Raw genomic sequence first — 21,829 nt, forward strand, 5'->3', positions numbered from 1 at the left:
GGAAGCTTGTTCTAAGCAACCGCTATCATTAGAGACGAGCCCTGAACGTTCCGTAAACCATGGAGCCAGGTGCTCAGATCAGGTTCGACCGCTGCCGCAAAGGCAGTGGGCTCCCTCTCCCGCGTGCGGGAGAGGGCTGGGGAGAGGGTTCTCTCCTCAACGGGACAATCTTCAGGAGGCCAAAGCCCTCACCCGCGCCTTCGGTGCACCTCTCCCGCAAGCGGGAGAGGTGAACGACAGCGGTACCTATTCCCCGTTCCACCCGCAGGCGCGGAGCTTGTCGTGCATGTGGGGCGGAGCCGGCGCCACCACGCGGATCGGCTCCTTGTTCCGGGAGATCGGCACCACGATCTCGCGGGAGTGCAAATGCAGCTTCGGCTCACCGAAGCGCGGGCCGTTGCCATAGATGTTATCGCCGAAGATTGGCCAGCCGGTCGCGGCCGAATGCACCCGCAATTGATGGGTCCGGCCCGTCACCGGTTCCATGGCAAGCCAGGTGAAACCGTCGCCCCGGCCCATCACCTTCCAGTTGGTGACGGCCTTCTGGCCCTCGGGATCGGGCTTCTGCCACCAGCCGCGTTCGGCATTGAGCCGGCCGAGCGGCATATCGATGGTGCCTTCGTCCTCGGCAGGGCCGCCTTCGACCACGGTCCAGTAGGTCTTGCCGATCTTGCCGTGCTTGAACAGCAGGCCGAGCGAAGCGGTCGCCTTGCGGTGGCGGCCGAGGATGAGGCAACCGGAGGTGTCCTTGTCCAGCCGATGGGCCAGCACTGGCGGCCGCGGCAGGCCGAAACACAGTGCGCCGAAGGAGTCTTCCAGATTGGCGCCGCCCTTGGGGCCGCGATGCACCGGCAGGCCGGCCGGCTTGTCGATGACCAGCATGAGCCCGTCGCGATGGAGCACGCGCGCCAAAATCTCGTCGGCGGTCAATTCGGGAACATCGAGCAATTGCAAGACTTTCGGTCAAGACTTTCGTTTAGGGGCGGGAACGGCTAACACACCCCCGCCATGAACGATACCACGTCAGATCCCCCCAAGCTGAGCTGGTGGCGCCGCCTGTCCGACGGGCTGAAGCGCACCTCGTCCTCGCTCGGGACCGCGGTCGCCGACCTCGTCACCAAGCGCAAGCTCGACCGCGCCATGCTCGACGACATCGAGGACGTGCTGCTGCGCGCCGACCTCGGCACCTCCGTCGCGGTGCGGATCGCGGACGCCGTCGGCACCGGGCGCTACGACAAGGCGATCTCGGCGGACGAGGTCAAGGACGTCGTCGCGACCGAGGTCGAGAAGGTGCTGGCGCCGGTGGCCAAGCCGCTCGCGATCGATACGGCCAAGAAGCCGTTCGTCATCCTCGTGGTCGGCGTCAACGGCTCCGGCAAGACCACCACCATCGGAAAGCTCTCGCAGAAATTCGCCTCCGAAGGCCGCAAGGTGATGCTGGCCGCCGGTGACACGTTTCGCGCCGCGGCGATCGAGCAGTTGAAGGTCTGGGGCGAGCGCACGAAGACGCCGGTCATATCAGGCGCGCAGGGCTCGGATTCGGCGAGCCTTGCCTTCAACGCGCTGACGGCTGCGAAGGAGCAGGCCATCGACGTGCTCCTGATCGACACCGCCGGGCGCTTGCAGAACAAGGCCGAGCTGATGAACGAGCTCGAAAAGGTCGTGCGCGTCATTCGCAAGGTGGACGCGACTGCGCCGCATGCGGTGCTGCTCGTGCTCGATGCCACCGTCGGCCAGAACGCGCTGTCGCAGGTCGAAGCCTTCCATCGCACCGCCGGGGTCACCGGCCTGGTGATGACCAAGCTCGACGGCACCGCGCGCGGCGGCATCCTGGTGGCGCTCGCGGAGAAATTCAAACTGCCGGTGCATTTCATCGGCGTCGGCGAAGGCGTCGACGATCTCGCGCCCTTCACCGCGCGCGATTTCGCCCGTGCCATCGCTGGAATCGAAAGCTAGAGAATGGACAAGACCCAGCCGCATCCGCTGTTCAAGCTCGCGACCGAACTCGGTCCGCTGCTCGTGTTCTTCTTCGTGAACGCGAAGTTCAATCTGTTCGCCGCGACCGGTGCCTTCATGGTCGCGATCGTGGCGGCGATGATCGCCTCCTATGTGGTGACGCGCCATATCCCGCTCATGGCGATCGTGACCGGCGTGATCGTGCTGGTGTTCGGCACCCTCACCCTGTTGCTGCACGACGAGACCTTCATCAAGGTCAAGCCGACCATCATCTACAGCCTGTTCGCCGTCATCCTCGGCGGCGGCCTGCTGTTTGGCCGCTCCTTCATCGCCGTCATGTTCGACCAGATGTTCAACCTGACCCCGCAGGGCTGGCGTATCTTGACGCTGCGCTGGGCGCTGTTCTTCGCCGGCATGGCGGTGCTGAACGAGATCATCTGGCGGACCCAAAGCACGGACTTCTGGGTGAACTTCAAGGTGTTTGGCGTGCTGCCGCTGACCGCCATCTTCGGCATGATCCAGATGCCGCTGATCAAGCGTTATCATCTCGAGCCGGTGTCGCTGGAAGCGAGCGAGGCCGAGGCGGGGGATGTGCGCAAGGGGTGACGCCGGCTCCGGCCTGGACCTGCTGGCGGCGGCCACGCCTATTCACGCTGACGTGCACTTGGCGCGTTCTGCCAACTGCTGCCGATCGGATCGCGCGACGAATCCGATAGGCTTCTTCATTGCTCCGTAACCGCAAGCTGGGATTGTTGAGCTCTTAACCTTGCCTGAAGGTCGAGGGCGATAGCCTTTCTCGTGAAGAGATGGTGGCACGCCGGAGGAGCCGGTGGTGAGCGCAAAGCAGGACCATACCGCTGAACACCTGATTCAGTACCTCCGGCAACTCGCTCCGCAGGTCCGGCGCCGTCTGCTTGCCGAACTGGAACGGCTGCATCTCCTCGGCGAGGACATTCCGCATTCCGAGCCATTGATCGCTGCGCTGCGTGCCGAGTTTCGCAACACCGGTCAGAATCACTATCGCGTCGGCAATCCCTCACGCTACTTCTTCGAGCCGCTCGAGCCGGTCCTGGTGGACAGCGCACCGGAGCGGGTCAATTGCGGACAGATCGCCCGTGGATCGCTCGCACCGATCTGGAGCCTCGTGACGGAGCAATTGCTGCGCAGCATGGCCGCCGACTACATCGCCAATGCGACGAAGGCCATCGCTGCCGACAAGCAGCCGGAGGCCCGGCAGATGGCCCAGGCGTTCCAGAAGAAGGTCCTGACCTCTCTCAACGGCCAGCTTGGTTCTGCCGAGGGCGCAGCGAGCATTCGCGATGGGCTGATGGCCTATACCAGCTCGCATGCGACGTTCGACGACCTGAAGAAGATGCTGCGCTACCTCGACATGCAGCGGGAGCTCGAGGATTTTGGCCGTGCGCTTGCGCCGAAGATTGCGCGGCTGGAGAGCGCCAGCCTCGACAAGGCGCTCGGCCTTTTGAGCGCGCTCAACGCCAAGCGCGTCGATGCCGTGCCGTTCGCGCTCACGATCCTCGCAAAGCGCCTGGAAACCCCTTGGGAGCTGCTGTCCGTCGCGACCGCTTCGGCCGGCGACCGGGCTGCTGCGCGCATCGCGGCCACGCCCTTCGCGATTGCGGTTTCGATGGTGCTCGATCAGATCGAGGAGAAGCGCCTCCTCCTGCTTTTCGCGCTCAGGAACAACCGCCCGGTGCGAGCCAAGGAGATCGTCGGCGAGATCTACCGGATCGAGGAGGCGCTGAGATCTCAGATCGAGCTCAAGGGATCCGCTTGGGCCCAGCGCCTGGATGACCTGATGACGGACGTCCAGGCCGCCATCGACGCGGAGATCAACAGCATTCCGGGCGATCACCGGCACTTGACGCACATTCTGGAATCGCCGCGGTTGCGCCCCGACCATTCCTTCAGCCACAAGGTCGGCCATATGTTCGAGAAGGGCTGGGATGTCGTGGCCGGTTTGCTCGCAGGCAACACGGACACAACCAATCGTCGCAATCATTCTTCGTGACCTCAGCCTGCGGAGGAGCTTGTCCGCGCCGTGGTCAGCTTCCCGCCTTCAGCGCCTTCTCCAACTCCGGCATCAGCACCGACTTGAGATTTTGCGGCGTGATCGGGCCGACCAGCTTGTAGACGATGGTGCCTTCGCGCCCGACGACGAAGGTCTCCGGCACGCCATAGACGCCCCATTCAATCGAAGCGCGGCCGTTGGCGTCGACGCCGACACGGCTGAATGGGTTGCCGTAGCGGCCGAGGAAGCGCCGCGCATTGTCGGACGCGTCCTTGTAGTTGATGCCGACCAGCTGGAAGCGCTTGTCCTTGGCGAACTCGGTCAGCAGCGGCGCCTCGTCGTGGCAGGGGACGCACCAGGAGGCCCAGACGTTGACGAGGCTGACCTTGCCCTTGAACGCGGCGGGGTCGAGACCCGGCACCGGCGCGTTGTCGGCCTGCAATCCCTCGAGCGCCGGCAGCGTCGTTTGCGGTGCCGGCCGTCCGATCAGCGCGGAGGGAATCCGCGAGGGGTCGCCGCTGCCGAGCCGGAACCAGAACAGCAGCGCCAACCCGAGGAAGGCAATCAGCGGCAGCACCATCAGGAAGGTGCGGCGCGGCGGGCTCGCCGAGGTCGTGTGCTCGCTCATGGCCGATCCATCGCGCTGCGGCCCGAGCGGCGGGTGATGCCGCTGCGGTCGAGGTCGCGCAGGCGCCGGGTCTGGCTGCGATAGTCGAGCACGATCCAGCCGATCAGGATCGCGACCACGAAGGCGGCCGCGGCATAGGACGTCACGATGAAGGAGGCGTAGGGACCAAGCGACATCGTCATGCGGCCCCGATTTCTTTGGACGCGTTGTCGTGACGCGAACCGGCGCCCATGTCGCTCGAAAACGCGATGCGGCTTGCCTGCATCATCTGCAGCGAGCGGACGCGGCGGCGCAGGATCTCGTTGCGCATCGCAGCCAAATGCAGCGTGACGAACAGCAGCGTGAACGCGATTGCCATCACCAGGAGCGGAATCAGGAACGATTTGTCGAGCGACGAGCCGCCCATGCGCATCACCGAAGCCGGCTGGTGCAGCGTGTTCCACCAGTCGACCGAGAACTTGATGATCGGCAGGTTGATCGCGCCGACCAGCGTCAGCACGGCGGCAGCGCGTGCCGCGCGCGAGGGGTCGTCGACCGCGCGCCACAGCGCCATCAGGCCGAGATACATCAGGAACAGGATCAGCACCGAAGTCAGCCGTGCGTCCCATTCCCAATAGGTGCCCCACATCGGCCGGCCCCACAGCGAGCCCGTCAGCAGCGCGAGGAAGGTGAAGGAGGCGCCGATCGGCGCGGCCGCCTTGGCGGCGACGTCGGCGAGCGGATGCCGCCACACCAGCGTGCCGAGCGAGGCGATGCTCATCACGCCCCACACGAACATCGACAGCCAGGCATTGGGCACGTGGATGAACATGATCTTCACGGTCGCGCCCTGCTGGTAGTCGTCGGGCGCAAGAGCGGCTTGATAGAGGCCGATCGCGAGCAGGATGACGGTCGCACCCGCAAGCCACGGCAGCACCCGCGCCGTCAGCGCGAGGAACCGTGTGGGGTTGGCGAGGTCGATCAGCGTCATGGTATCCTGATAATCACAGGTCGGCACTCACGCAATCAGCATAAAACCGGGCAGCGAAAGTTGATCGGGGTCAAGGTCAGTCGCGCCCAATTCAATCGAGACCGTGCCGCAGGCTCGCTGCCGCCGCGAAGGGACCGATCACGAGGCTGACCAGCGACAGCGCGCACAGGATCGAGAACGGCGCGCCGAACGTCATGGGACCGACGATCACGGCCTGCGAGGCTGCAACTCCGAAGATCAGGACCGGAATCGACAGCGGCAGCACCAGAACCGCCATCAAAAGTCCGCCGCGATGCAGCGTCACCGCCAGCGCGGCGCCGATCATGCCGGTAAAGGTCAGGGCCGGCGTGCCCGCCAGCAGCGTCAGGGCCACCGCGCCGGTCGCGACCATGTCGAGATTGAGCAGCAGGCCGAGCACGGGGGTTGCGACAATCAGCGGCAGGCCGGCGGCCAGCCAATGCGCCAGCGCCTTGGCCGCGCAGGCGAGTTCCAGCGGCGTCCGGCTCATGGTGATCAGGTCGAGTGAGCCGTCCTCATGGTCGGCCATGAACAGCCGGTCCAGCGTCAGCAGGCTCGCCAGCAGCGCGCCGAGCCAGAGAATGGCCGGCCCCAGCCGCGACAGCAGCGCCAGGTCCGGCCCCACCGCGAACGGCATCAGCACCACCACGGTGAGGAAGAACAGCACCCCGATCAGCGCTCCACCGCCGACGCGGAGCGCGATCCGGATGTCCCGGCGGATGATGGCGGACAGGGCGGTCATCGGGGGCTCCCGTCGTGTCCCAAGTGCGGTGCGCTCCCTCCCCCGCTTGCGGGGGAGGGTCGGGGAGAGGGTGTCTCGACAGCGAAGATTCTCCCAGAGGAGAGAACCCTCACCCGCGCCTTCGGCGCGGCCTCTCCCGCAAGCGGAAGAGGCGAGGGAGCCCGCGGCGGCTGCGGCGTCCCGGCTGCGAGAACGGTATCTGGCCGCTTGGAAAGCTGAGGGTCGGGCCGCATCATGCCGTCCCCCCGATCCGCAGCTCTCGCGAATCGATCCCGAGCGGAGCATGGGTCGCGGCGATGATCAGGCCGCCGCGGGCGAGGTGATCACGCATCAGGCCGCCGAACATGTCCTGGCCGGCCACGTCCAGCGCCGTGGTCGGCTCGTCCAGCAGCCAGACCGGGCGGCGCACCGTCAGCAGCCGGGCCAGCGAGAGCCGGCGGCGCTGGCCGGCGGACAGGAAGGCTGCCGGCAGATCGGTGGCGTGGTCGAGCCCGACCGTGGCGAGGCTATCCTGGGCATCAGAACGCTCGCCGCCCAGAAAATCAGCCCAGAATGACAAATTTTCCGCCACGCTCAGCGCCGGCTTGAGGGCATCGCGATGGCCGAGATAGTGGCACTGCTCCGGCAGCGTCAGCTCGGCATCGCCGCCCTCGAGCGCGATTGTCCCGCCGGCCGGAATGAGCAGGCCCGCGATCAGCCGCAGCAGCGACGTCTTGCCGGATCCATTGCGACCGACGACCGCCACGGCTTCGCCGGAGACGGCCTCGAAATCGAGCCCGGCGAACACCTCGCGGCCGCCCCGCACGCATGTGACCCCATGTCCGGAAAGCTGCATCTTGCCTCGTACCAGCCCGCTCAAAGCCAGGCCTCAGGAAATCTTGGGGTAGCGCATGGGAATTTTTGGCTCGCGAATTGCTGCGGCACGATTGTGGCTGTGGCGGCGCGGTTAGAAAGCTTCTATAAGCCCGGAACTACTTGATGCAGCAACTCAACCTGCCCCTGCAAGCGACTCAACCGGATTCGCTGACGGTGTTAAAATACCCTTTGCCGGGTATAACTAACAATTGGGATTTCCTAGCATGACCTCGCTCGACAGCTTCAAATGCAAAAAGACCCTCAAGGTCGGCGCCAAGACCTATGTCTATTACAGCCTGCCCACGGCCGAGAAGAATGGTCTGAAGGGAATTTCGAAACTCCCTTATTCGATGAAGGTCCTGCTCGAGAACCTCCTGCGCAACGAGGACGGCCGCTCGGTCAAGAAGGAGGACATCGTCGCGGTGTCGAAGTGGCTGCGCAAGAAGTCGCTGGAGCATGAGATCGCCTTCCGCCCGGCGCGCGTGCTGATGCAGGATTTCACCGGCGTGCCCGCGGTGGTCGATCTCGCCGCGATGCGCAACGCGATGCAGAAGCTCGGCGGCGATGCCGAGAAGATCAACCCGCTGGTGCCGGTCGATCTCGTCATCGACCACTCCGTGATCGTGAACTTCTTCGGCGACAACAAGGCCTTCGCCAAGAACGTCACCGAGGAATACAAGCAGAACCAGGAGCGCTACGAGTTCCTGAAGTGGGGCCAGGCGGCGTTCTCGAACTTCTCCGTCGTGCCGCCCGGCACCGGCATCTGCCACCAGGTCAATCTCGAATATCTCTCCCAGACGGTCTGGACCAAGAAGGAGAAGATGACGGTCGGCAAGAAGACCGGCACCTTCGAGGTCGCTTACCCGGACTCGCTGGTCGGCACCGACTCCCACACCACCATGGTCAACGGTCTGGCCGTGCTCGGCTGGGGCGTCGGCGGCATCGAGGCGGAAGCCTGCATGCTCGGCCAGCCGCTGTCGATGCTGCTGCCCAACGTCGTCGGCTTCAAGCTGAAGGGCGCGATGAAGGAAGGCGTCACCGCGACCGACCTCGTGCTGACCGTGACGCAGATGTTGCGCAAGCTCGGCGTGGTCGGCAAGTTCGTCGAGTTCTTCGGCCCTGGCCTCGATCATCTCTCCGTCGCCGACAAGGCGACCATCGCCAACATGGCGCCCGAATATGGCGCGACCTGCGGCTTCTTCCCGGTCGACGCCGCTGCAATCGATTACCTCAAGACGTCGGGCCGCGCCGCGCCGCGCGTTGCGCTGGTGCAGGCCTATGCCAAGGCACAAGGGCTGTTCCGCACCGCCAAGTCGGCTGATCCGGTGTTCACCGAGACCCTGACGCTCGACCTCGCCGACGTCGTGCCGTCGATGGCCGGTCCGAAGCGCCCCGAAGGCCGCATCGCGCTGCCCGCGGTCGCCGAAGGCTTCTCGCTCGCGCTCAGCAATGAGTACAAGAAGACCGAAGAGCCGGCCAAGCGCTTTGCCGTCGAAGGCAAGAAGTACGAGATCGGCCATGGCGACGTCGTGATCGCGGCGATCACCTCCTGCACCAACACCTCGAATCCGAGCGTGCTGATCGGCGCCGGGCTGCTGGCCCGCAACGCCGCGGCGAAGGGCCTCAAGGCCAAGCCGTGGGTGAAGACCTCGCTCGCCCCGGGCAGCCAGGTGGTCGCGGCCTATCTCGCCGATTCCGGCCTCCAGGCCGATCTCGACAAGGTCGGCTTCAATCTCGTCGGCTTCGGTTGCACCACCTGCATCGGCAATTCCGGTCCGCTGCCGGAAGAGATCTCGAAGTCGATCAACGACAACGGCATCGTCGCGGCCGCCGTGCTCTCCGGTAACCGCAACTTCGAAGGCCGTGTCTCGCCGGACGTGCAGGCGAACTATCTCGCTTCGCCGCCGCTGGTCGTCGCTCACGCGCTCGCGGGCAGCGTCACCAAGAACCTCGCCGTCGAGCCGATCGGCGAGGGCAAGGACGGCAAGCCGGTGTACCTCAAGGACATCTGGCCGACGACCAAGGAGATCAACGCCTTCATGAAGAAGTTCGTGACCGCGTCGATCTTCAAGAAGAAGTATGCCGACGTGTTCAAGGGCGACACCAACTGGCGCAAGATCAAGACGGTCGAGAGCGAGACCTATCGCTGGAACATGTCTTCGACCTATGTGCAGAACCCGCCCTATTTCGACGGCATGAAGAAGGAGCCGGAGCCGGTCACCGACATCGTCGAGGCGCGCATCCTCGCCATGTTCGGCGACAAGATCACCACCGATCACATCTCGCCGGCCGGTTCGATCAAGCTCACCTCGCCTGCCGGCAAGTATCTCAGCGAGCACCAGGTGCGTCCGGCCGACTTCAACCAGTACGGCACGCGCCGCGGCAACCATGAAGTGATGATGCGCGGCACCTTCGCCAACATCCGCATCAAGAACTTCATGCTGAAGGGCGCGGATGGAAATATTCCGGAAGGCGGTCTCACCAAGCACTGGCCCGACGGCGAGCAGATGTCGATCTACGACGCCGCGATGAAGTACCAGCAGGAGCAGGTGCCGCTGGTGGTGTTCGCCGGTGCCGAATACGGCAACGGCTCCTCGCGCGACTGGGCTGCGAAGGGCACGCGTCTGCTCGGCGTGCGCGCCGTGATCTGCCAGAGCTTCGAGCGCATCCATCGCTCCAACCTGGTCGGTATGGGCGTGCTGCCACTGACCTTCGAGGACGGCACCTCCTGGTCGTCGCTCGGTCTGAAGGGCGACGAGAAGGTCACGCTGCGTGGCCTCGTCGGCGATCTGAAGCCGCGTCAGAAGCTGACCGCGGAGATCGTCTCCGGCGATGGTTCGTTGCAGCGCGTTTCGCTGCTCTGCCGCATCGATACGCTGGACGAGCTCGATTACTACCGCAACGGCGGCATCCTGCACTACGTGCTGCGCAAGCTCGCGGCGTAAGCGCGGATTTGTGAACGGTGGCTCACTGCGAAGTGAGTAGAAGGTTAAACGAAGGCGGCCTATCACAAGGCCGCCTTCACGCGTTTGCGGCATGCTTCGGATGGGCCCGCCCGGCGGAAATTCCAGCCAGGACGGTTGAGTGTGCCGTGCCCCGTAAGACTACGGTGACCATCAGGCGATAAGATTTCCCTTCCCACGAGCTTTGGTGTGCGGCGTTCGACATGACAACAATGACGGCTTCTCATCTGATTTCACGCTGGTCCGGTGCCCTCTGGTCGGGAGCGCTCGGTCTCTGTGCGATCGTCGCCGTCATCCGTCCCGCCGAGGCCGATCCCCGCGCCGTGGTTGAGCTCTTCACCTCGCAGGGCTGCTCGTCCTGCCCGCCCGCCGACCAGATCATCGGCGATCTCTCCAAAGACCCGTCGATCATCGCGCTGAGCATGCCGATCGATTATTGGGATTATCTCGGCTGGAAGGACACGCTGGCGGATTCGCGCTTCTCGGCGCGGCAGCGCGCTTATTCGCGCATGCGCGGCGACCGCGAGGTCTACACGCCGCAGGTCGTGGTCAACGGCTCAACGCATGTCATCGGCAGCGATCGTGCCGGCATCGAGAGCGCGATCGGCAGGACCGACAAAGGCACGGGCGTGATGAGCGTGCCGGTGACGATGTCGCTCTCGGGCAGGCAGATCAACGTATCGGTGGCCGCGAGCAAGGAGCCCGCGATCGCGCACGGCGAAGTCTGGATCTGCTCGATCGCGAGGTCGGTGCCGATCGCGATCAGCCGCGGCGAGAATCGCGGACAGCAGGTCACCTATCACAACGTCGTGCGCAATCTGCTCAAGGTCGGCGACTGGACCGGACGTCCGGAAAGCTGGACGGTGCCGATCGAGAACCTCACGCGCGACGGCGTCGACGGCGCCGTGGTCTATGTCCAGGACGGCAGCCGCGAGAAGCCCGGCCCGATGCTGGGCGCGGCGTACACGTCGCTGCACTGAAGCGCACGCTTCGCATTCTTCCTGATGCGCGGGTCTGGCTCTGTCTCCTCATGGTGAGGAGCGCGCCCCTTGCGCGCGTCTCGAACCATGAGAGGCCCCGCTGATGCCGCTCGGGCCTCGATCCTTCGAGACGCCGCGCAAAGAGCGCGGCCCCTCAGGATGAGGGGAGAGAGTGTGCGCAGTGGTGGAGAGAAGTTCGTCGAGCCGGAAACATCCCGACACAAACAAAAAAGGACCAACTTGCGTTGGCCCTCCTTGTCGCGCGTACAGACCCGATCCTGTTCGACCCCGGGGGGCTGGGGGCTGAGGAATCCGGAACCGAAAGGACCGGGTCAACGCACACAAGTCTTTTCGCAGTGCAGGGCGGCAGGCGCTGGGCGGAAAAGCGGCGAGACTATGATTCCTGCTAACGATCCCGTGACGGTTCGCCGCGACAGAGTTCCACCGTTGCGTGTGCTCCGATTCGCGCGCGATTCGATGGGTTGCACCGAGAGTTCTTAAAGAGCGCCCTCGAGGAGCCCCTTGCGGCGGGGAACGGTTGGCGCAATCATGCAACTGTCATGATCCGCGGTTCCGGGGACGGTCTTCGCGGACGCGATCATGCTGTGCGATGAGGAGGCGCTTCCCATGAGTCTGACGTCGGAGGATGCCGATCCGAGCGAGCAGCGCGCGGCGGCGCGTCCCGCCGCTGCGAATGCGCAGCCGAACCAGGTGACCTTCAACCGGCTCGAGCTGCGCCGAATTCTCAATCTCTACGGCCGCATGGTCGCCGACGGCGAATGGCGCGACTATGCCATCGACTTCCTGAAGGACCGTGCGGTGTTCTCGGTCTATCGCCGCGCCTCGGAAGTGCCGATCTATCGCATCGAGAAGGATCCGCGGCTCGCGCGCAAGCAGGGCATGTACAGCGTGATCTCGGCGACCGGCCTGATCCTGCGCCGCGGCCATGAGCTGGAGCGCGTGCTGCTGGCGATCGATCGCAAGCTGGCGGTGGTGTAGCGGCACGGACGACGCCGTGAAACTGGCAATTGGCGGTGGTTAATCCGCACGAGCGGTGCCGTGGGGTGGGCAAAGGCGCATAGCGCCGTGCCCACGTCTTTTCCCGATCGCGACAAGTCGTGGGCACGCTTCCGCCTTCGCTCTACGAGCTACGGCGGACGAGTCGCTTTGCCACCTGACGAGACCTACTTCTCCGGCACCGTCTTCGCGCCCTCGCCGAGGTCACGCTGCATCATCACCGTGTCCAGCCAGCGGCCGAATTTCAGCCCGACATTGGGATGCGTGCCGATCATCCTGAAGCCACCCTTGGCGTGCACGCCGATCGAGCCGGCATTGGCGGAATCGCCGATCACCGCGATCATCTGGCGGAAGCCGCGCGCCTCGCATTCCGTGATCAGCCGTTCCAGCAGCTTTGAGCCGACGCCGCGGCGGTGGAAAGAGGGATCGAGATAGATCGAGTTCTCGACCGTGAAACGATAGGCCGGCCGCGGCCGGTAGGCGCCGGCATAGGCATAGCCGGCGACGCGACCGTCGATGATGGCGACGAAATAGGGATAACCGCCGTCGACCAGCGTGCGGTAGCGCCGCGTCATCTCGGCGAGGTCAGGCGGTTCCAGCTCGAACGTCGCCGTGCCTTCGCGGACGGCCTGCTGGTAGATCGCGGTGATGGCGGGGAGGTCGGCCTCGGTCGTGGGCCTGATTTCGGGTGTGGACATGGCGCGAAGATTAAAGCCTTCCCGCGGCGGCTGGAAGAGGCCGGCAGCCTCTCCACGTCGTCCATTGCGAGCGCAGCGATGCAATCCAGAAATGCATCCGCGGAGGGGCTCCGGATTGCTTGGTCGCAAGGGCGCCTCGCTATGGAATCCGCGGCGGCCGCCCGCCCAAACAAAAACCCCGGCCTTGCGGCCGGGGTTCGTATCCGTTCTCTCGTCGTGGCGCTTAATCGCGCTGGCCGAGAAGCTGCAACAGCAGCGTGAACAGGTTGATGAAGTTCAGGTACAGCGACAGCGCGCCGGTGATGGCCGCACGCTCTGCGATGTCACCGCCGGCCGACGCGTAGCCGTAGATGTAGTCGTTCTTCAGCCGCTGCGTATCCCAGGCGGTGAGGCCCGCGAACACCAGCACGCCGACCACGGAGATGATGAAACCCATCACTCCGTTGGCCAGGAACATGTTGACGACACTCGCGATGACGATGCCGAACAGGCCCATCATCAGGAACGAGCCCATGCCGGTCATGTCACGCTTGGTGGTGTAGCCGTAGAGGCTCAGCGCGCCGAAGGTGGCCGCGGTGATGAAGAACACCCGCACGATCGAGGTGTGGGTGAACACCAGGAAGATCGAGGACAGCGAGATGCCCATCAGCGCCGCGAATACCCAGAACAGGATCTGGGCGGTCGAGGGGGCCAGACGGTTGATGCCTGCCGAGATCACGAACACCATGGCGAGCGGCGCGAGCATGAACAGCCACTTCAGGGGGCTGACGAACATCGCGTAGCCGAACGGCGTCAGGAACAGCTTGCCGACGCGGACGGCGTCCGCCGTCGGAACGTCGGTCACGGCAGCCATGTAGACGCCGAGCGCGGCCAGGCCGGTGATGGCGAGGCCGATGCTCATGTAATTGTAGACGCGCAGCATATAGGCGCGCAGGCCGGCATCGACCGTCGCGGCGTCAACACGCCCGGCGGCCCTGCCGAAAGGAGAAGCGTAGTTACGGTCTAGGTCCGACATGGTCGAATTCCCGTTGGTTGGTCCGGTCCGGCACGAGGGTCGCCATGCCGCCGGTTCGTCAAACTCTATCTCGGATACCGCTGCCAACCGACTAAATTTTGGCTAACAATCGGGGCTCCGAACCCATTCGATATGTGGGAAACTAACACATTCGCTGCAACCTTCCACGCGCGGCTGAATGTCGCCCTTGGCGGCAATCCTGACGCGAACCTGACGAGCGACGTGGTTAACCGCAGGAATCGCGCGATTTCGCACCCGCGCGGCGGCCCGCTACCTTTTGTCACAAATTCCGCAACACCGTGGCGGGCTTTTTGTTCAACGCCAGGAGCGTGCCGGCGAGCCCGAGCCCGACCGTGACGACCAGGGCGGCCACCACCACGCCGGCCGCGCTGCCGGCCTGCCAGACGAAGCTGAGCGTCATCAGCCGCGTCACGATCATCCAGGCGGCGATGCTGCCGGCGATCACGCCGAACACGGCGGTGGCAAGCCCGATCAGGAGGTATTCGAGCGCATAGGCGCCGAGCAGCCGCAGCCGTGTCGCGCCCAGCGTCTTCAGGATCACCGCATCGTAGACCCGGTGGCGATGGCCGGCGGCGAGCGCCCCGCCGAGCACCAGGATCGCCGAGATCAGCGTCACGGCGCTGGCGCCGCGGATTGCGAGCGCCAGATTGGTTACGACCGAGCCGACCGTCTCCATCACCTCGCGCACGCGCACGCTCGTCACCATCGGGTAGGCGTCGGCGACCTCCTTGATGATCTTGCCGTCGCCCGCAGCAGTGCCGCCGGCCTCGGTCAGCGTTGCGATGTGGGTATGCGGCGCGCCCTTGAAGGCGTTCGGCGAGAACACCAGCACGAAATTGATGCCGAGGCCCTGCCAGTCGATGGTGCGCAGGTTGCTGATCCTCGCCGGGATGTCGCGGCCGAGCACGTTGACCACGACCTCGTCGCCGAGCTTGAGGCCGAGCCCGTCGGCGATCTTCTTCTCCATCGAGACCAGCGGCGGCCCCGAATAGTCGGCGCTCCACCATTCGCCCTCGACCACCTTGGAGCCCTTCGGCAGATCGCCGGTATAGGTGAGGCCGCGGTCGCTCTGCAGCACCCACTCCGAATCGGTGGTGGGCTTGAGCTCCTCGGCGCGCAACCCGCGCGCGGCGACGATGCGGCCGCGCAGCATCGGCACGTCCTCGACCTTGGCGCCGGGTGCGATCTGGCGCAGATAGCCGTCGAACTGCGCCGCCTGCGTGCTCGGAATGTCGATGAAGAAGAACGACGGCGCCTGATCCGGCAGCGCCGCGAGGAACTGCCGGCGCAGATTGCCGTCGATCTGGGTGATGGTGACGAGCACGGCGAGCCCGAGGCCGAGCGACAGCACGACCGAGGGCGTCAGCGCGCCCGGCCGATGGATGTTGGCGATCGCCAGCCGCAGCATCGGCAGCCGCGAGCGCGGCAGCCGCCGCGCGATCGTCATCAGCAGGGCCGCGATGCCGCGCAGCAGCGCGAACACGACGACGGACGATGCCACGAACACCGCGGCAATGCGCTTGTCGAAAGACAATCCGATCACGACCGCGATCAGCAGCGCGACCACGACGCCCATGAACACGAGATAGCCCAGGCGCGGCCGGTGCCATTCGGAGCTGATGGTGTCGCGGAACAGTGCGGCAACCGGCACGTCGTGCACGCGGCCGAGCGGCCACAGGCCGAAGGCGAGCGCGGTCAGGAGGCCATAGACGAAGGACAGCGCGAGCTCGTCGGCGTGCACGGCCGGCACCACCGGCAGCGGCAGCAGCTTGCCGAACAGGCCGACGATGGCGAAGGGCATGGCGGCACCGAGTGCGAGCCCGATCACGGACCCGATCGCCGCCAGCAGGATGACCTGGGCGAGATAGATGCCGAACACGTCGCGGCCGGTGGCGCCGACGGCCTTGAAGGCCGCGATCACCTCGAGCTTGCGGTCGATATGGCTCTTCACCGCGTTGGCGACGCCGACGCCGCCGACCAGCAGCGCGGCGAGGCCGACCAGTGTCAGGAACTGCGTGAAGCGGCTGATGTTGCGCTCGAGCTGCGGCGAGGCGTTGGAGCGGCTGCGGATCTCCCAGCCGGCCTGCGGCGCGGCGTTGCGCGCATCGGCGATGAAGGTTTCGGTGGCGCGCTCGCTGTTGGCGGCGTCGGGCAGCTTCACCCGGTAGACCCAGCGCACCAGGCTGCCGGGCTGGATCAGCCCGGTGGCGCGCAGGCCCGCTTGGCTGATCAGGAAGCGCGGGCCGAAGCCGATGCCGCCGGCGAGCTTGTCGGGTTCGGCCTCGACGGTCGAGCGGATCTGGAAGGTCGCCGAGCCGATGGTGACGCGGTCGCCGGTCTTGAGCGAGAGTCGCGCCAGCAGCGTCGGATCGGCCGCCGCGCCGAACGCGCCGTCACGTTCGGCAAGGATGTCGGACATCGGCAGCTGCGGCGCCAGGGTCAACTGTCCCAGCATCGGATAGGTGTCGTCGACCGCCTTCATCTCGACCAGCGCCAGCTGGCCGCCGGCCGTGCGCGCCATGCCGCGCAGGGTCGCGGCGGTCGAGACGGTGCCGCGCGAGCGCAGGAAGGCGACTTCCTCGGGCTTGGCCTCGCGCTGGAACAGCACGAAGGAGACGTCGCCGCCGAGCAGCGTGCGGCCTTCGCGCGCGAGGCCGTCCGAGAGGCTCGCCGACACCGAGCCGACGCCGGCGATCGCCATCACGCCGAGCGCGATGCAGGCGATGAAGACGTAGAAGCCGCGCAGGCCGCCGCGCAATTCGCGCAGCGCGTAGCGCAGCGACAACGCGGCGGCGTTGGGCCGCGCGAACGGTTCGGCCGCGGCGCTCATGCCGGTGCAGACTGCGTGTCGATGCGCCCGGAGCGCAGGCGGATCACGCGGTCGCAGCGATGCGCGAGCGAGGAATCGTGCGTCACCAGCACCAGCGTCATGCCGCGCTCGGCATGCTTGGTGAACAGCAGGTCGACGATCTGCTTTCCCGTGGTCTCGTCGAGATTGCCGGTCGGCTCGTCGGCAACGAGGATGGCGGGATCGGGCGCCAGTGCGCGGGCCAGCGCAACGCGCTGCTGCTCGCCGCCGGAGAGCTGCGTCGGATAATGATGCAGGCGGTCGCCGAGCCCGACCGATTGCAGCTCCTGCGCCGCGCGCTTCGCGGCGTCGGGATTGCCGGCAAGCTCGAGCGGCACGGCGACATTCTCCAGCGCCGTCATGGTCGGGATCAGATGGAAGGACTGGAAGACGATGCCGACCTGGCGGCCGCGGAAGCGGGCCAGCGCGTCCTCGTCGAGGGCATTGAAAGGCGTGCCTGACACCACCACCTCTCCGCTATCAGGACGCTCCAGCCCCGCCATCACCATCAGCAGCGTGGATTTGCCCGAGCCTGACGGGCCGATCAGGCCAATGGTCTCGCCCGAGCCCACCCGCAGGCTGATATCCTTGAGGATGTGAACGCGTGCCGCCCCCGTACCCAATGAGAGATTGACGTTGGAGATGGCGATGGTGTCCGGCGTGGTGCCGGCGAGCGAAGAGGATTCGATGCGAGTGTCCATGGTCCGGTCATATGGCAACTCCGCTAGCGCGGTCGAGAGGCGTTACGGATTGTTCATGCACATAGCCGTGTTGATGTTCGCCGTGATGACAATCGCGACAACGCCGTCGGCCCAGGCACAGCCGGCTGCCAAACCGGTCAAGCTGGTGGTCCTCGGCGATTCCTTGAGCGCCGGCCTTGGCCTTCCGGCCCAGGAGGCGTTCCCCGCGAAACTTCAAAAAGCCTTGCAGGCCAAAGGCATAGCGATTGACATGACCAATGCCGGGGTGTCCGGCGACACCGCCTCCGGCGGCCGCGACCGGCTCGACTGGTCGGTGCCCGAGGGAACCGAGGGCGTCATCGTCGAACTCGGCGCCAACGACGCGCTGCGCGGCATCGATCCCGACTTGACGCGCACAGCGCTCACCGACATCGTCCAGCGGCTCAAGGCGCGCAAGATCGCGGTGATGCTGTGCGGCATGCTGGCCCCGCCGAATTACGGCGCCGATTACGCCGCGCGCTTCAATTCGATTTATCCGGATCTTGCGAAACGATTCGACGTGCCGCTCTATCCGTTCTTCCTCGACGGCGTCGCGGCCGACGCCAAGCTCAACCAGGCCGACGGCATTCATCCGACCGCGGCCGGCGTCGACATCATCGTCGGCAACATGCTGCCCACGGCGGAGGCATTCCTGCGCAACATAAGCGAGCAACGCCGTTGAAAAGCAGGCAACGCTAACCTTAATTCCCAGGGTTTTCACGGGGTGGCCCGCGCGATGCTTCGCAGAGTCACACAAACGCGATAGGAATCAGGCTACCGGTGATTCGTCGCCGGCTCTAAAATTTGGATATGATCCTTCCCAGGGATCATGCCCAAGCATCGGGAGTGCGAAACGATGCCGCGTTTGTTCACTGGTCTGGAAATCCCGGCCGAGGTCGGCCAGACGCTTTCCAATTTGCGGGGCGGCCTTCCCGGCGCCCGATGGATCGATCCCGAAAATTATCACGTCACCTTGCGCTTCATCGGCGATATCGACGGCATGTCCGCCAACGAGATCGCCTCGATGCTGTTTCGCGTCGATCGCAAGCCGTTCGAGGTGAAGGTGCAAGGCTTGCAGAGTTTTGGTGGTCGCAAGCCGCGCGCGGTGGTCGCGACCATCGCGCCGAGCAAGCCGCTGATGGAATTGCAGGCCGAGCTCGAGCGCTTGATGCAGCGGATCGGCCTCGATCCGGAGGGACGCAAGTTCATCCCGCATGTCACGCTGGCCCGGCTGCACGACGCGACCGACCGCGACGTCGCCGACTATCTCTCGCTGCGCGGCTACTTCCCGAGCAAGGCCTTCATGGCCGAACGCTTCGTGTTGTTCTCGTCCCGCGCATCGACGGGTGGCGGACCGTATGTGGTCGAGGACGCTTACGAGCTGTGTGAGTGAGCTCGCAAGAAGATGGGGCCATATGGCGCGTAGACGCGTAGCGTCTCGGTCAGAATGGCAATCCGTGTTTGTCATAGGCAACAATTTCGTCTGCCGTCTGGTCGACTATCACAGGCAGCTCGCTCCAGCGTCGGCGGATCGCGGCCATATCGTCCAAGAGAGCAGTCTTGCGGTGCTGATTGTCGATCCGGCCAAGCCGCTCCTCGATTGCTCGCTTCGTCGCGATCGCAACGGTCTCGCCGGTGAGTTGCGCCAGCCTCCACGCGAGATGCTCGGTCTCGGAATCCTCGATGCTCAGAGCCATGTCAGGAACCTCAAAGTAGCCGCTTAACCCTCTGATTTTTCAATCATCCGCCCGCACCCACGTGGATGAGGGTAAGCGCATACGCCCCTTGCGCCAATATACCGTTGCAATTTCCGCTCATCTCTGGCGGTAAGGAGCCATGCTCTCGCCCCCCAGTTCCTCATTCCGCGACGCCTACCAGGCCCAGATCGCCGACGGCGCGATCGAGCCCGATGCGGCGCAGGCCGAAGTCGCCGAGGCCTATGCGGCGCTCGACCAGCGGCTCGCAAGCTATAAGCCCGCGCGCAAGCAGGGCCTGCTCAGCCGCCTGTTCAGCAGCGACAAGGACGAGGCGCCGCGCGGGCTCTACATCCATGGCGAGGTCGGCCGCGGCAAGACCATGCTGATGGACCTGTTCTTCCAGCACTCGACCGTCGAGCACAAGCGACGCGCGCATTTCCACGAGTTCATGGCCGATGTGCATGAGCGCATCTACGACTATCGCCAGAGCATCGCGCGCGGCGAGATCGCCGATGGCGACGTCATCGCGCTGACGGCCAATGCGATCTTCGAGGAGAGCTGGCTGCTCTGCTTCGACGAATTCCACGTCACCGACATCGCGGACGCGATGATTCTGGGGCGCCTGTTCGCCAAATTGTTCGAGCTTGGCACCGTGGTGGTCGCAACCTCCAACGTCGCGCCCGACGATCTCTACAAAGGCGGCCTCAACCGTTCGCTGTTCCTGCCCTTCATCAAGCAGATCACCGATCACATGGACGTCGCGCGGCTAGATGCGCGCACCGACTTCCGGCTGGAGAAGCTTCAGGGCGTGCCGATGTGGCTGACGCCGGCCGACGGCGATGCGGACGCAGCGCTCGACCGCGCCTGGTCGCGGATGTCAGGCGGCGCCAAATGCAGGTCGCGCGATATTTCGATCAAGGGCCGCATCCTGCACGTGCCATGCTCGGCCCATGGCGTGGCGCGGTTCTCCTTCGCCGATCTCTGCGAGAAGCCGCTCGGCGCATCCGATTACCTCAGGCTCGCGCACGACTATCACACCATCCTGGTCGACCATATTCCAGTGATGGACTTCTCCCAGCGCAACGCCGCCAAACGCTTCATCACGCTGATCGATACGCTCTATGACAATGCCGTGAAGCTGATGGCGTCGGCGGATGCCAATCCGATCTCGCTGTACCTCGCCCATGAGGGCACCGAGGCCATGGAGTTCAAGCGGACGGCGTCGCGCCTGATCGAAATGAGCTCGGAATCCTATCTGGCGCTGCCTCACGGCCGCAAGGATTCCACCGCCAGCGGCTCCACCAAGGGCCTGGTGGAGACTTAAGTCCTATCACGCTAGCGCTGTCATTCCGGGGCGCGCGTCCGCGCGACCCCGGAATCCCGCGCGACGATCTCGCGATTCCGGTTCGCCCGCGCGATGGCGCGGGCGAACCGGAATGACGGCTTGGCTATGCTGGCCGGATTCTCGGCAAGCCCGACAAATGGGCATCCACCGACTTGAACGGGCGAAGCGAAAGGGATAACCACCCTGTCAGTTTTCCCTCCTTACGTGTCTAAAGGACAGGTTCACATGGCGCGCGACAAGATTGCTTTGATTGGCTCCGGTCAGATCGGCGGAACGCTGGCTCACCTCATCGGCCTGAAAGAACTGGGCGACGTCGTGATGTTCGACATCGCCGAGGGTGTTCCGCAGGGCAAGGCGCTCGACATTGCGCAGTCCTCGCCGGTCGACGGCTTTGACGCCCACTATACCGGCGCGAACTCCTACGAAGCCCTCGACAACGCCAAGGTCTGCATCGTCACCGCCGGCGTGCCGCGCAAGCCCGGCATGAGCCGCGACGACCTCCTCTCCATCAATCTCAAGGTCATGGAGCAGGTCGGCGCCGGCATCAAGAAGTACGCCCCCGACGCCTTCGTCATCTGCATCACCAACCCGCTCGACGCGATGGTGTGGGCGCTGCAGAAGGCCTCCGGCCTGCCGCACAAGAAGGTCGTCGGCATGGCCGGCGTGCTGGATTCGGCGCGCTTCCGCTACTTCCTGGCCGACGAGTTCAACGTCTCGGTCGAGGACGTCACCGCCTTCGTGCTCGGCGGCCATGGCGACACCATGGTGCCGCTGGTGAAGTACTCCACCGTCGCCGGCATTCCGCTGCCCGACCTCGTCAAGATGGGCTGGACCTCGCAGGCGCGCCTCGACGAGATCGTCGACCGCACCCGCAACGGCGGCGCCGAGATCGTCAATCTGCTCAAGACCGGCTCGGCCTTCTACGCGCCGGCCGCGTCCGCGATCGCGATGGCCGAGAGCTATCTGCGCGACAAGAAGCGCGTGCTGCCCAGCGCCGCCTACCTGAACGGCGAATATGGCGTGAAGGACATGTATGTCGGCGTGCCCGTCGTGATCGGCTCCAAGGGCGTCGAGCGCGTCGTCGAGATCGAGCTTGCCGGCAAGGACCGCGAGGCCTTCGACAAGTCGGTCGGCGCCGTACAGGGCCTGGTCGACGCCTGCAAGAAGATCGCACCCGATCTTCTCGGCCGCTAAGGCAAAGCAATTCCCGCCGAAGATCGAAACCCGGTCTTCGGCGGTTTCACTTCCGGACCCCGGCTAACCGGGCGGGGCTCCGGGCTCGCCAGTCCAGAGATCGATGTCAAAGAATCCGGGTTGCAGTTCCTGTG

The 21,829-nt window shown here is 65.2% G+C and carries 21 protein-coding genes; 10 read left to right on the plus strand and 11 right to left on the minus strand.

Annotated elements, in window-relative coordinates; translation table 11 throughout:
* Positions 1-246: 246 nt before the first annotated feature.
* Complete coding sequence (locus AC1RUR_RS33335) at positions 247-948, minus strand: RluA family pseudouridine synthase (RefSeq protein WP_492852147.1); 702 nt, start codon at positions 946-948, stop codon at positions 247-249.
* 60 nt (positions 949-1,008) lie between these two features.
* Here AC1RUR_RS33335 and ftsY point away from each other — a divergent pair, with 60 nt between their 5' ends.
* The 3 genes from ftsY to AC1RUR_RS33350 all read left to right on the plus strand — a co-directional run bounded on the left by ftsY (position 1,009) and on the right by AC1RUR_RS33350 (position 3,985).
* Entirely contained in the window at positions 1,009-1,956 is a 948-nt protein-coding gene (gene ftsY / locus AC1RUR_RS33340; protein WP_492851995.1) for a signal recognition particle-docking protein FtsY, read from the plus strand.
* A gap of 3 nt (positions 1,957-1,959) precedes the next feature.
* Positions 1,960-2,562 (plus strand): septation protein A, encoded by a 603-nt coding sequence (locus AC1RUR_RS33345; RefSeq protein WP_492851997.1) that lies wholly within the window; start codon positions 1,960-1,962, stop codon positions 2,560-2,562.
* 226 nt (positions 2,563-2,788) lie between these two features.
* Positions 2,789-3,985: a hypothetical protein gene (locus AC1RUR_RS33350; RefSeq protein ID WP_492851999.1), complete on the plus strand. Its 1,197-nt coding sequence runs from the start codon at positions 2,789-2,791 to the stop codon at positions 3,983-3,985.
* A 34-nt stretch (positions 3,986-4,019) separates the two neighbouring features.
* Here AC1RUR_RS33350 and AC1RUR_RS33355 read toward each other — a convergent pair whose 3' ends face one another.
* From AC1RUR_RS33355 to ccmA, 5 genes are all read right to left on the minus strand, one after another.
* Positions 4,020-4,613, minus strand: coding sequence for a DsbE family thiol:disulfide interchange protein (locus AC1RUR_RS33355; RefSeq protein ID WP_492852001.1), 594 nt, complete (start codon positions 4,611-4,613; stop codon positions 4,020-4,022).
* Positions 4,610-4,795, minus strand: a complete 186-nt coding sequence (gene ccmD / locus AC1RUR_RS33360; RefSeq protein ID WP_492852003.1) for a heme exporter protein CcmD — start codon at positions 4,793-4,795, stop codon at positions 4,610-4,612. The genes AC1RUR_RS33355 and ccmD overlap by 4 nt, the downstream gene beginning before the upstream one ends.
* Positions 4,792-5,583: a heme ABC transporter permease gene (locus AC1RUR_RS33365; RefSeq protein ID WP_492852004.1), complete on the minus strand. Its 792-nt coding sequence runs from the start codon at positions 5,581-5,583 to the stop codon at positions 4,792-4,794. Before AC1RUR_RS33365 ends, ccmD begins: the two co-directional genes overlap by 4 nt.
* A 91-nt stretch (positions 5,584-5,674) precedes the next feature.
* Positions 5,675-6,343 carry a heme exporter protein CcmB gene (ccmB, locus tag AC1RUR_RS33370; protein ID WP_211415085.1) on the minus strand — a complete coding sequence of 223 codons (669 nt, stop codon included), beginning with the start codon at positions 6,341-6,343 and terminating at the stop codon, positions 5,675-5,677.
* Positions 6,344-6,575: 232 nt separating this feature from the next.
* Positions 6,576-7,178 (minus strand): heme ABC exporter ATP-binding protein CcmA, encoded by a 603-nt coding sequence (gene ccmA / locus AC1RUR_RS33375; protein ID WP_492852005.1) that lies wholly within the window; start codon positions 7,176-7,178, stop codon positions 6,576-6,578.
* Between the two features lie 244 nt (positions 7,179-7,422).
* Between ccmA and acnA the strand changes: the two genes are divergently transcribed.
* The 3 genes from acnA to AC1RUR_RS33390 all read left to right on the plus strand — a co-directional run bounded on the left by acnA (position 7,423) and on the right by AC1RUR_RS33390 (position 12,140).
* On the plus strand, positions 7,423-10,143 hold the full coding sequence (gene acnA, locus AC1RUR_RS33380; RefSeq protein ID WP_492852006.1) for an aconitate hydratase AcnA: 2,721 nt from the start codon (positions 7,423-7,425) through the stop codon (positions 10,141-10,143).
* Positions 10,144-10,364: 221 nt separating this feature from the next.
* Complete coding sequence (locus tag AC1RUR_RS33385) at positions 10,365-11,141, plus strand: DUF1223 domain-containing protein (protein ID WP_492852007.1); 777 nt, start codon at positions 10,365-10,367, stop codon at positions 11,139-11,141.
* Positions 11,142-11,768: 627 nt separating this feature from the next.
* Positions 11,769-12,140, plus strand: a complete 372-nt coding sequence (locus AC1RUR_RS33390) for a DUF2794 domain-containing protein (protein WP_492852009.1) — start codon at positions 11,769-11,771, stop codon at positions 12,138-12,140.
* Positions 12,141-12,325: 185 nt separating this feature from the next.
* Here AC1RUR_RS33390 and AC1RUR_RS33395 read toward each other — a convergent pair whose 3' ends face one another.
* From AC1RUR_RS33395 to AC1RUR_RS33410, 4 genes are all read right to left on the minus strand, one after another.
* Positions 12,326-12,856 (minus strand): GNAT family N-acetyltransferase, encoded by a 531-nt coding sequence (locus AC1RUR_RS33395; protein ID WP_492852011.1) that lies wholly within the window; start codon positions 12,854-12,856, stop codon positions 12,326-12,328.
* Between the two features lie 223 nt (positions 12,857-13,079).
* Entirely contained in the window at positions 13,080-13,871 is a 792-nt protein-coding gene (locus tag AC1RUR_RS33400; protein ID WP_492852013.1) for a Bax inhibitor-1/YccA family protein, read from the minus strand.
* A 280-nt stretch (positions 13,872-14,151) separates the two neighbouring features.
* Positions 14,152-16,722, minus strand: coding sequence for an ABC transporter permease (locus tag AC1RUR_RS33405; protein ID WP_492852015.1), 2,571 nt, complete (start codon positions 16,720-16,722; stop codon positions 14,152-14,154).
* On the minus strand, positions 16,719-17,441 hold the full coding sequence (locus AC1RUR_RS33410) for an ABC transporter ATP-binding protein (RefSeq protein ID WP_492852017.1): 723 nt from the start codon (positions 17,439-17,441) through the stop codon (positions 16,719-16,721). The genes AC1RUR_RS33405 and AC1RUR_RS33410 overlap by 4 nt, the downstream gene beginning before the upstream one ends.
* A 55-nt stretch (positions 17,442-17,496) precedes the next feature.
* On the opposite strand from AC1RUR_RS33410, the gene AC1RUR_RS33415 reads away from it, so the two are divergent.
* Entirely contained in the window at positions 17,497-18,141 is a 645-nt protein-coding gene (locus AC1RUR_RS33415; protein WP_492852019.1) for an arylesterase, read from the plus strand.
* 174 nt (positions 18,142-18,315) lie between these two features.
* A complete protein-coding gene (gene thpR / locus AC1RUR_RS33420; RefSeq protein ID WP_492852021.1) occupies positions 18,316-18,852 on the plus strand; it encodes an RNA 2',3'-cyclic phosphodiesterase in 537 nt (178 codons plus the stop codon).
* 49 nt (positions 18,853-18,901) lie between these two features.
* Here thpR and AC1RUR_RS33425 read toward each other — a convergent pair whose 3' ends face one another.
* On the minus strand, positions 18,902-19,156 hold the full coding sequence (locus tag AC1RUR_RS33425) for a type II toxin-antitoxin system VapB family antitoxin (protein WP_492852023.1): 255 nt from the start codon (positions 19,154-19,156) through the stop codon (positions 18,902-18,904).
* A gap of 139 nt (positions 19,157-19,295) precedes the next feature.
* Here AC1RUR_RS33425 and zapE point away from each other — a divergent pair, with 139 nt between their 5' ends.
* Both zapE and mdh read left to right on the plus strand, forming a co-directional pair.
* Positions 19,296-20,480 (plus strand): cell division protein ZapE, encoded by a 1,185-nt coding sequence (zapE, locus tag AC1RUR_RS33430; protein WP_492852025.1) that lies wholly within the window; start codon positions 19,296-19,298, stop codon positions 20,478-20,480.
* 246 nt (positions 20,481-20,726) lie between these two features.
* Positions 20,727-21,695, plus strand: a complete 969-nt coding sequence (gene mdh / locus AC1RUR_RS33435; RefSeq protein ID WP_008145224.1) for a malate dehydrogenase — start codon at positions 20,727-20,729, stop codon at positions 21,693-21,695.
* Positions 21,696-21,829: the final 134 nt, after the last annotated feature.

It is taken from the genome of Bradyrhizobium sp. GW821-FHT12B03, from assembly GCF_058807535.1.

Excerpts from the sequence above, each read along its gene's own strand:
- ftsY (WP_492851995.1), top strand. The coding sequence starts at position 1,009 with ATGAACGATACCACGTCAGATCCCCCCAAGCTGAGCTGGTGGCGCCGC.
- thpR (WP_492852021.1), top strand. The coding sequence starts at position 18,316 with ATGCCGCGTTTGTTCACTGGTCTGGAAATCCCGGCCGAGGTCGGCCAG.
- acnA (WP_492852006.1), top strand. The coding sequence starts at position 7,423 with ATGACCTCGCTCGACAGCTTCAAATGCAAAAAGACCCTCAAGGTCGGC.
- AC1RUR_RS33355 (WP_492852001.1), bottom strand. The coding sequence starts at position 4,613 with ATGAGCGAGCACACGACCTCGGCGAGCCCGCCGCGCCGCACCTTCCTG.
- AC1RUR_RS33345 (WP_492851997.1), top strand. The coding sequence starts at position 1,960 with ATGGACAAGACCCAGCCGCATCCGCTGTTCAAGCTCGCGACCGAACTC.
- AC1RUR_RS33425 (WP_492852023.1), bottom strand. The coding sequence starts at position 19,156 with ATGGCTCTGAGCATCGAGGATTCCGAGACCGAGCATCTCGCGTGGAGG.
- AC1RUR_RS33390 (WP_492852009.1), top strand. The coding sequence starts at position 11,769 with ATGAGTCTGACGTCGGAGGATGCCGATCCGAGCGAGCAGCGCGCGGCG.
- ccmD (WP_492852003.1), bottom strand. The coding sequence starts at position 4,795 with ATGACGATGTCGCTTGGTCCCTACGCCTCCTTCATCGTGACGTCCTAT.
- AC1RUR_RS33415 (WP_492852019.1), top strand. The coding sequence starts at position 17,497 with ATGCACATAGCCGTGTTGATGTTCGCCGTGATGACAATCGCGACAACG.
- ccmA (WP_492852005.1), bottom strand. The coding sequence starts at position 7,178 with ATGCAGCTTTCCGGACATGGGGTCACATGCGTGCGGGGCGGCCGCGAG.
- AC1RUR_RS33410 (WP_492852017.1), bottom strand. The coding sequence starts at position 17,441 with ATGGACACTCGCATCGAATCCTCTTCGCTCGCCGGCACCACGCCGGAC.
- zapE (WP_492852025.1), top strand. The coding sequence starts at position 19,296 with ATGCTCTCGCCCCCCAGTTCCTCATTCCGCGACGCCTACCAGGCCCAG.
- AC1RUR_RS33405 (WP_492852015.1), bottom strand. The coding sequence starts at position 16,722 with ATGAGCGCCGCGGCCGAACCGTTCGCGCGGCCCAACGCCGCCGCGTTG.
- AC1RUR_RS33365 (WP_492852004.1), bottom strand. The coding sequence starts at position 5,583 with ATGACGCTGATCGACCTCGCCAACCCCACACGGTTCCTCGCGCTGACG.
- AC1RUR_RS33400 (WP_492852013.1), bottom strand. The coding sequence starts at position 13,871 with ATGTCGGACCTAGACCGTAACTACGCTTCTCCTTTCGGCAGGGCCGCC.
- AC1RUR_RS33385 (WP_492852007.1), top strand. The coding sequence starts at position 10,365 with ATGACAACAATGACGGCTTCTCATCTGATTTCACGCTGGTCCGGTGCC.
- mdh (WP_008145224.1), top strand. The coding sequence starts at position 20,727 with ATGGCGCGCGACAAGATTGCTTTGATTGGCTCCGGTCAGATCGGCGGA.
- AC1RUR_RS33395 (WP_492852011.1), bottom strand. The coding sequence starts at position 12,856 with ATGTCCACACCCGAAATCAGGCCCACGACCGAGGCCGACCTCCCCGCC.
- ccmB (WP_211415085.1), bottom strand. The coding sequence starts at position 6,343 with ATGACCGCCCTGTCCGCCATCATCCGCCGGGACATCCGGATCGCGCTC.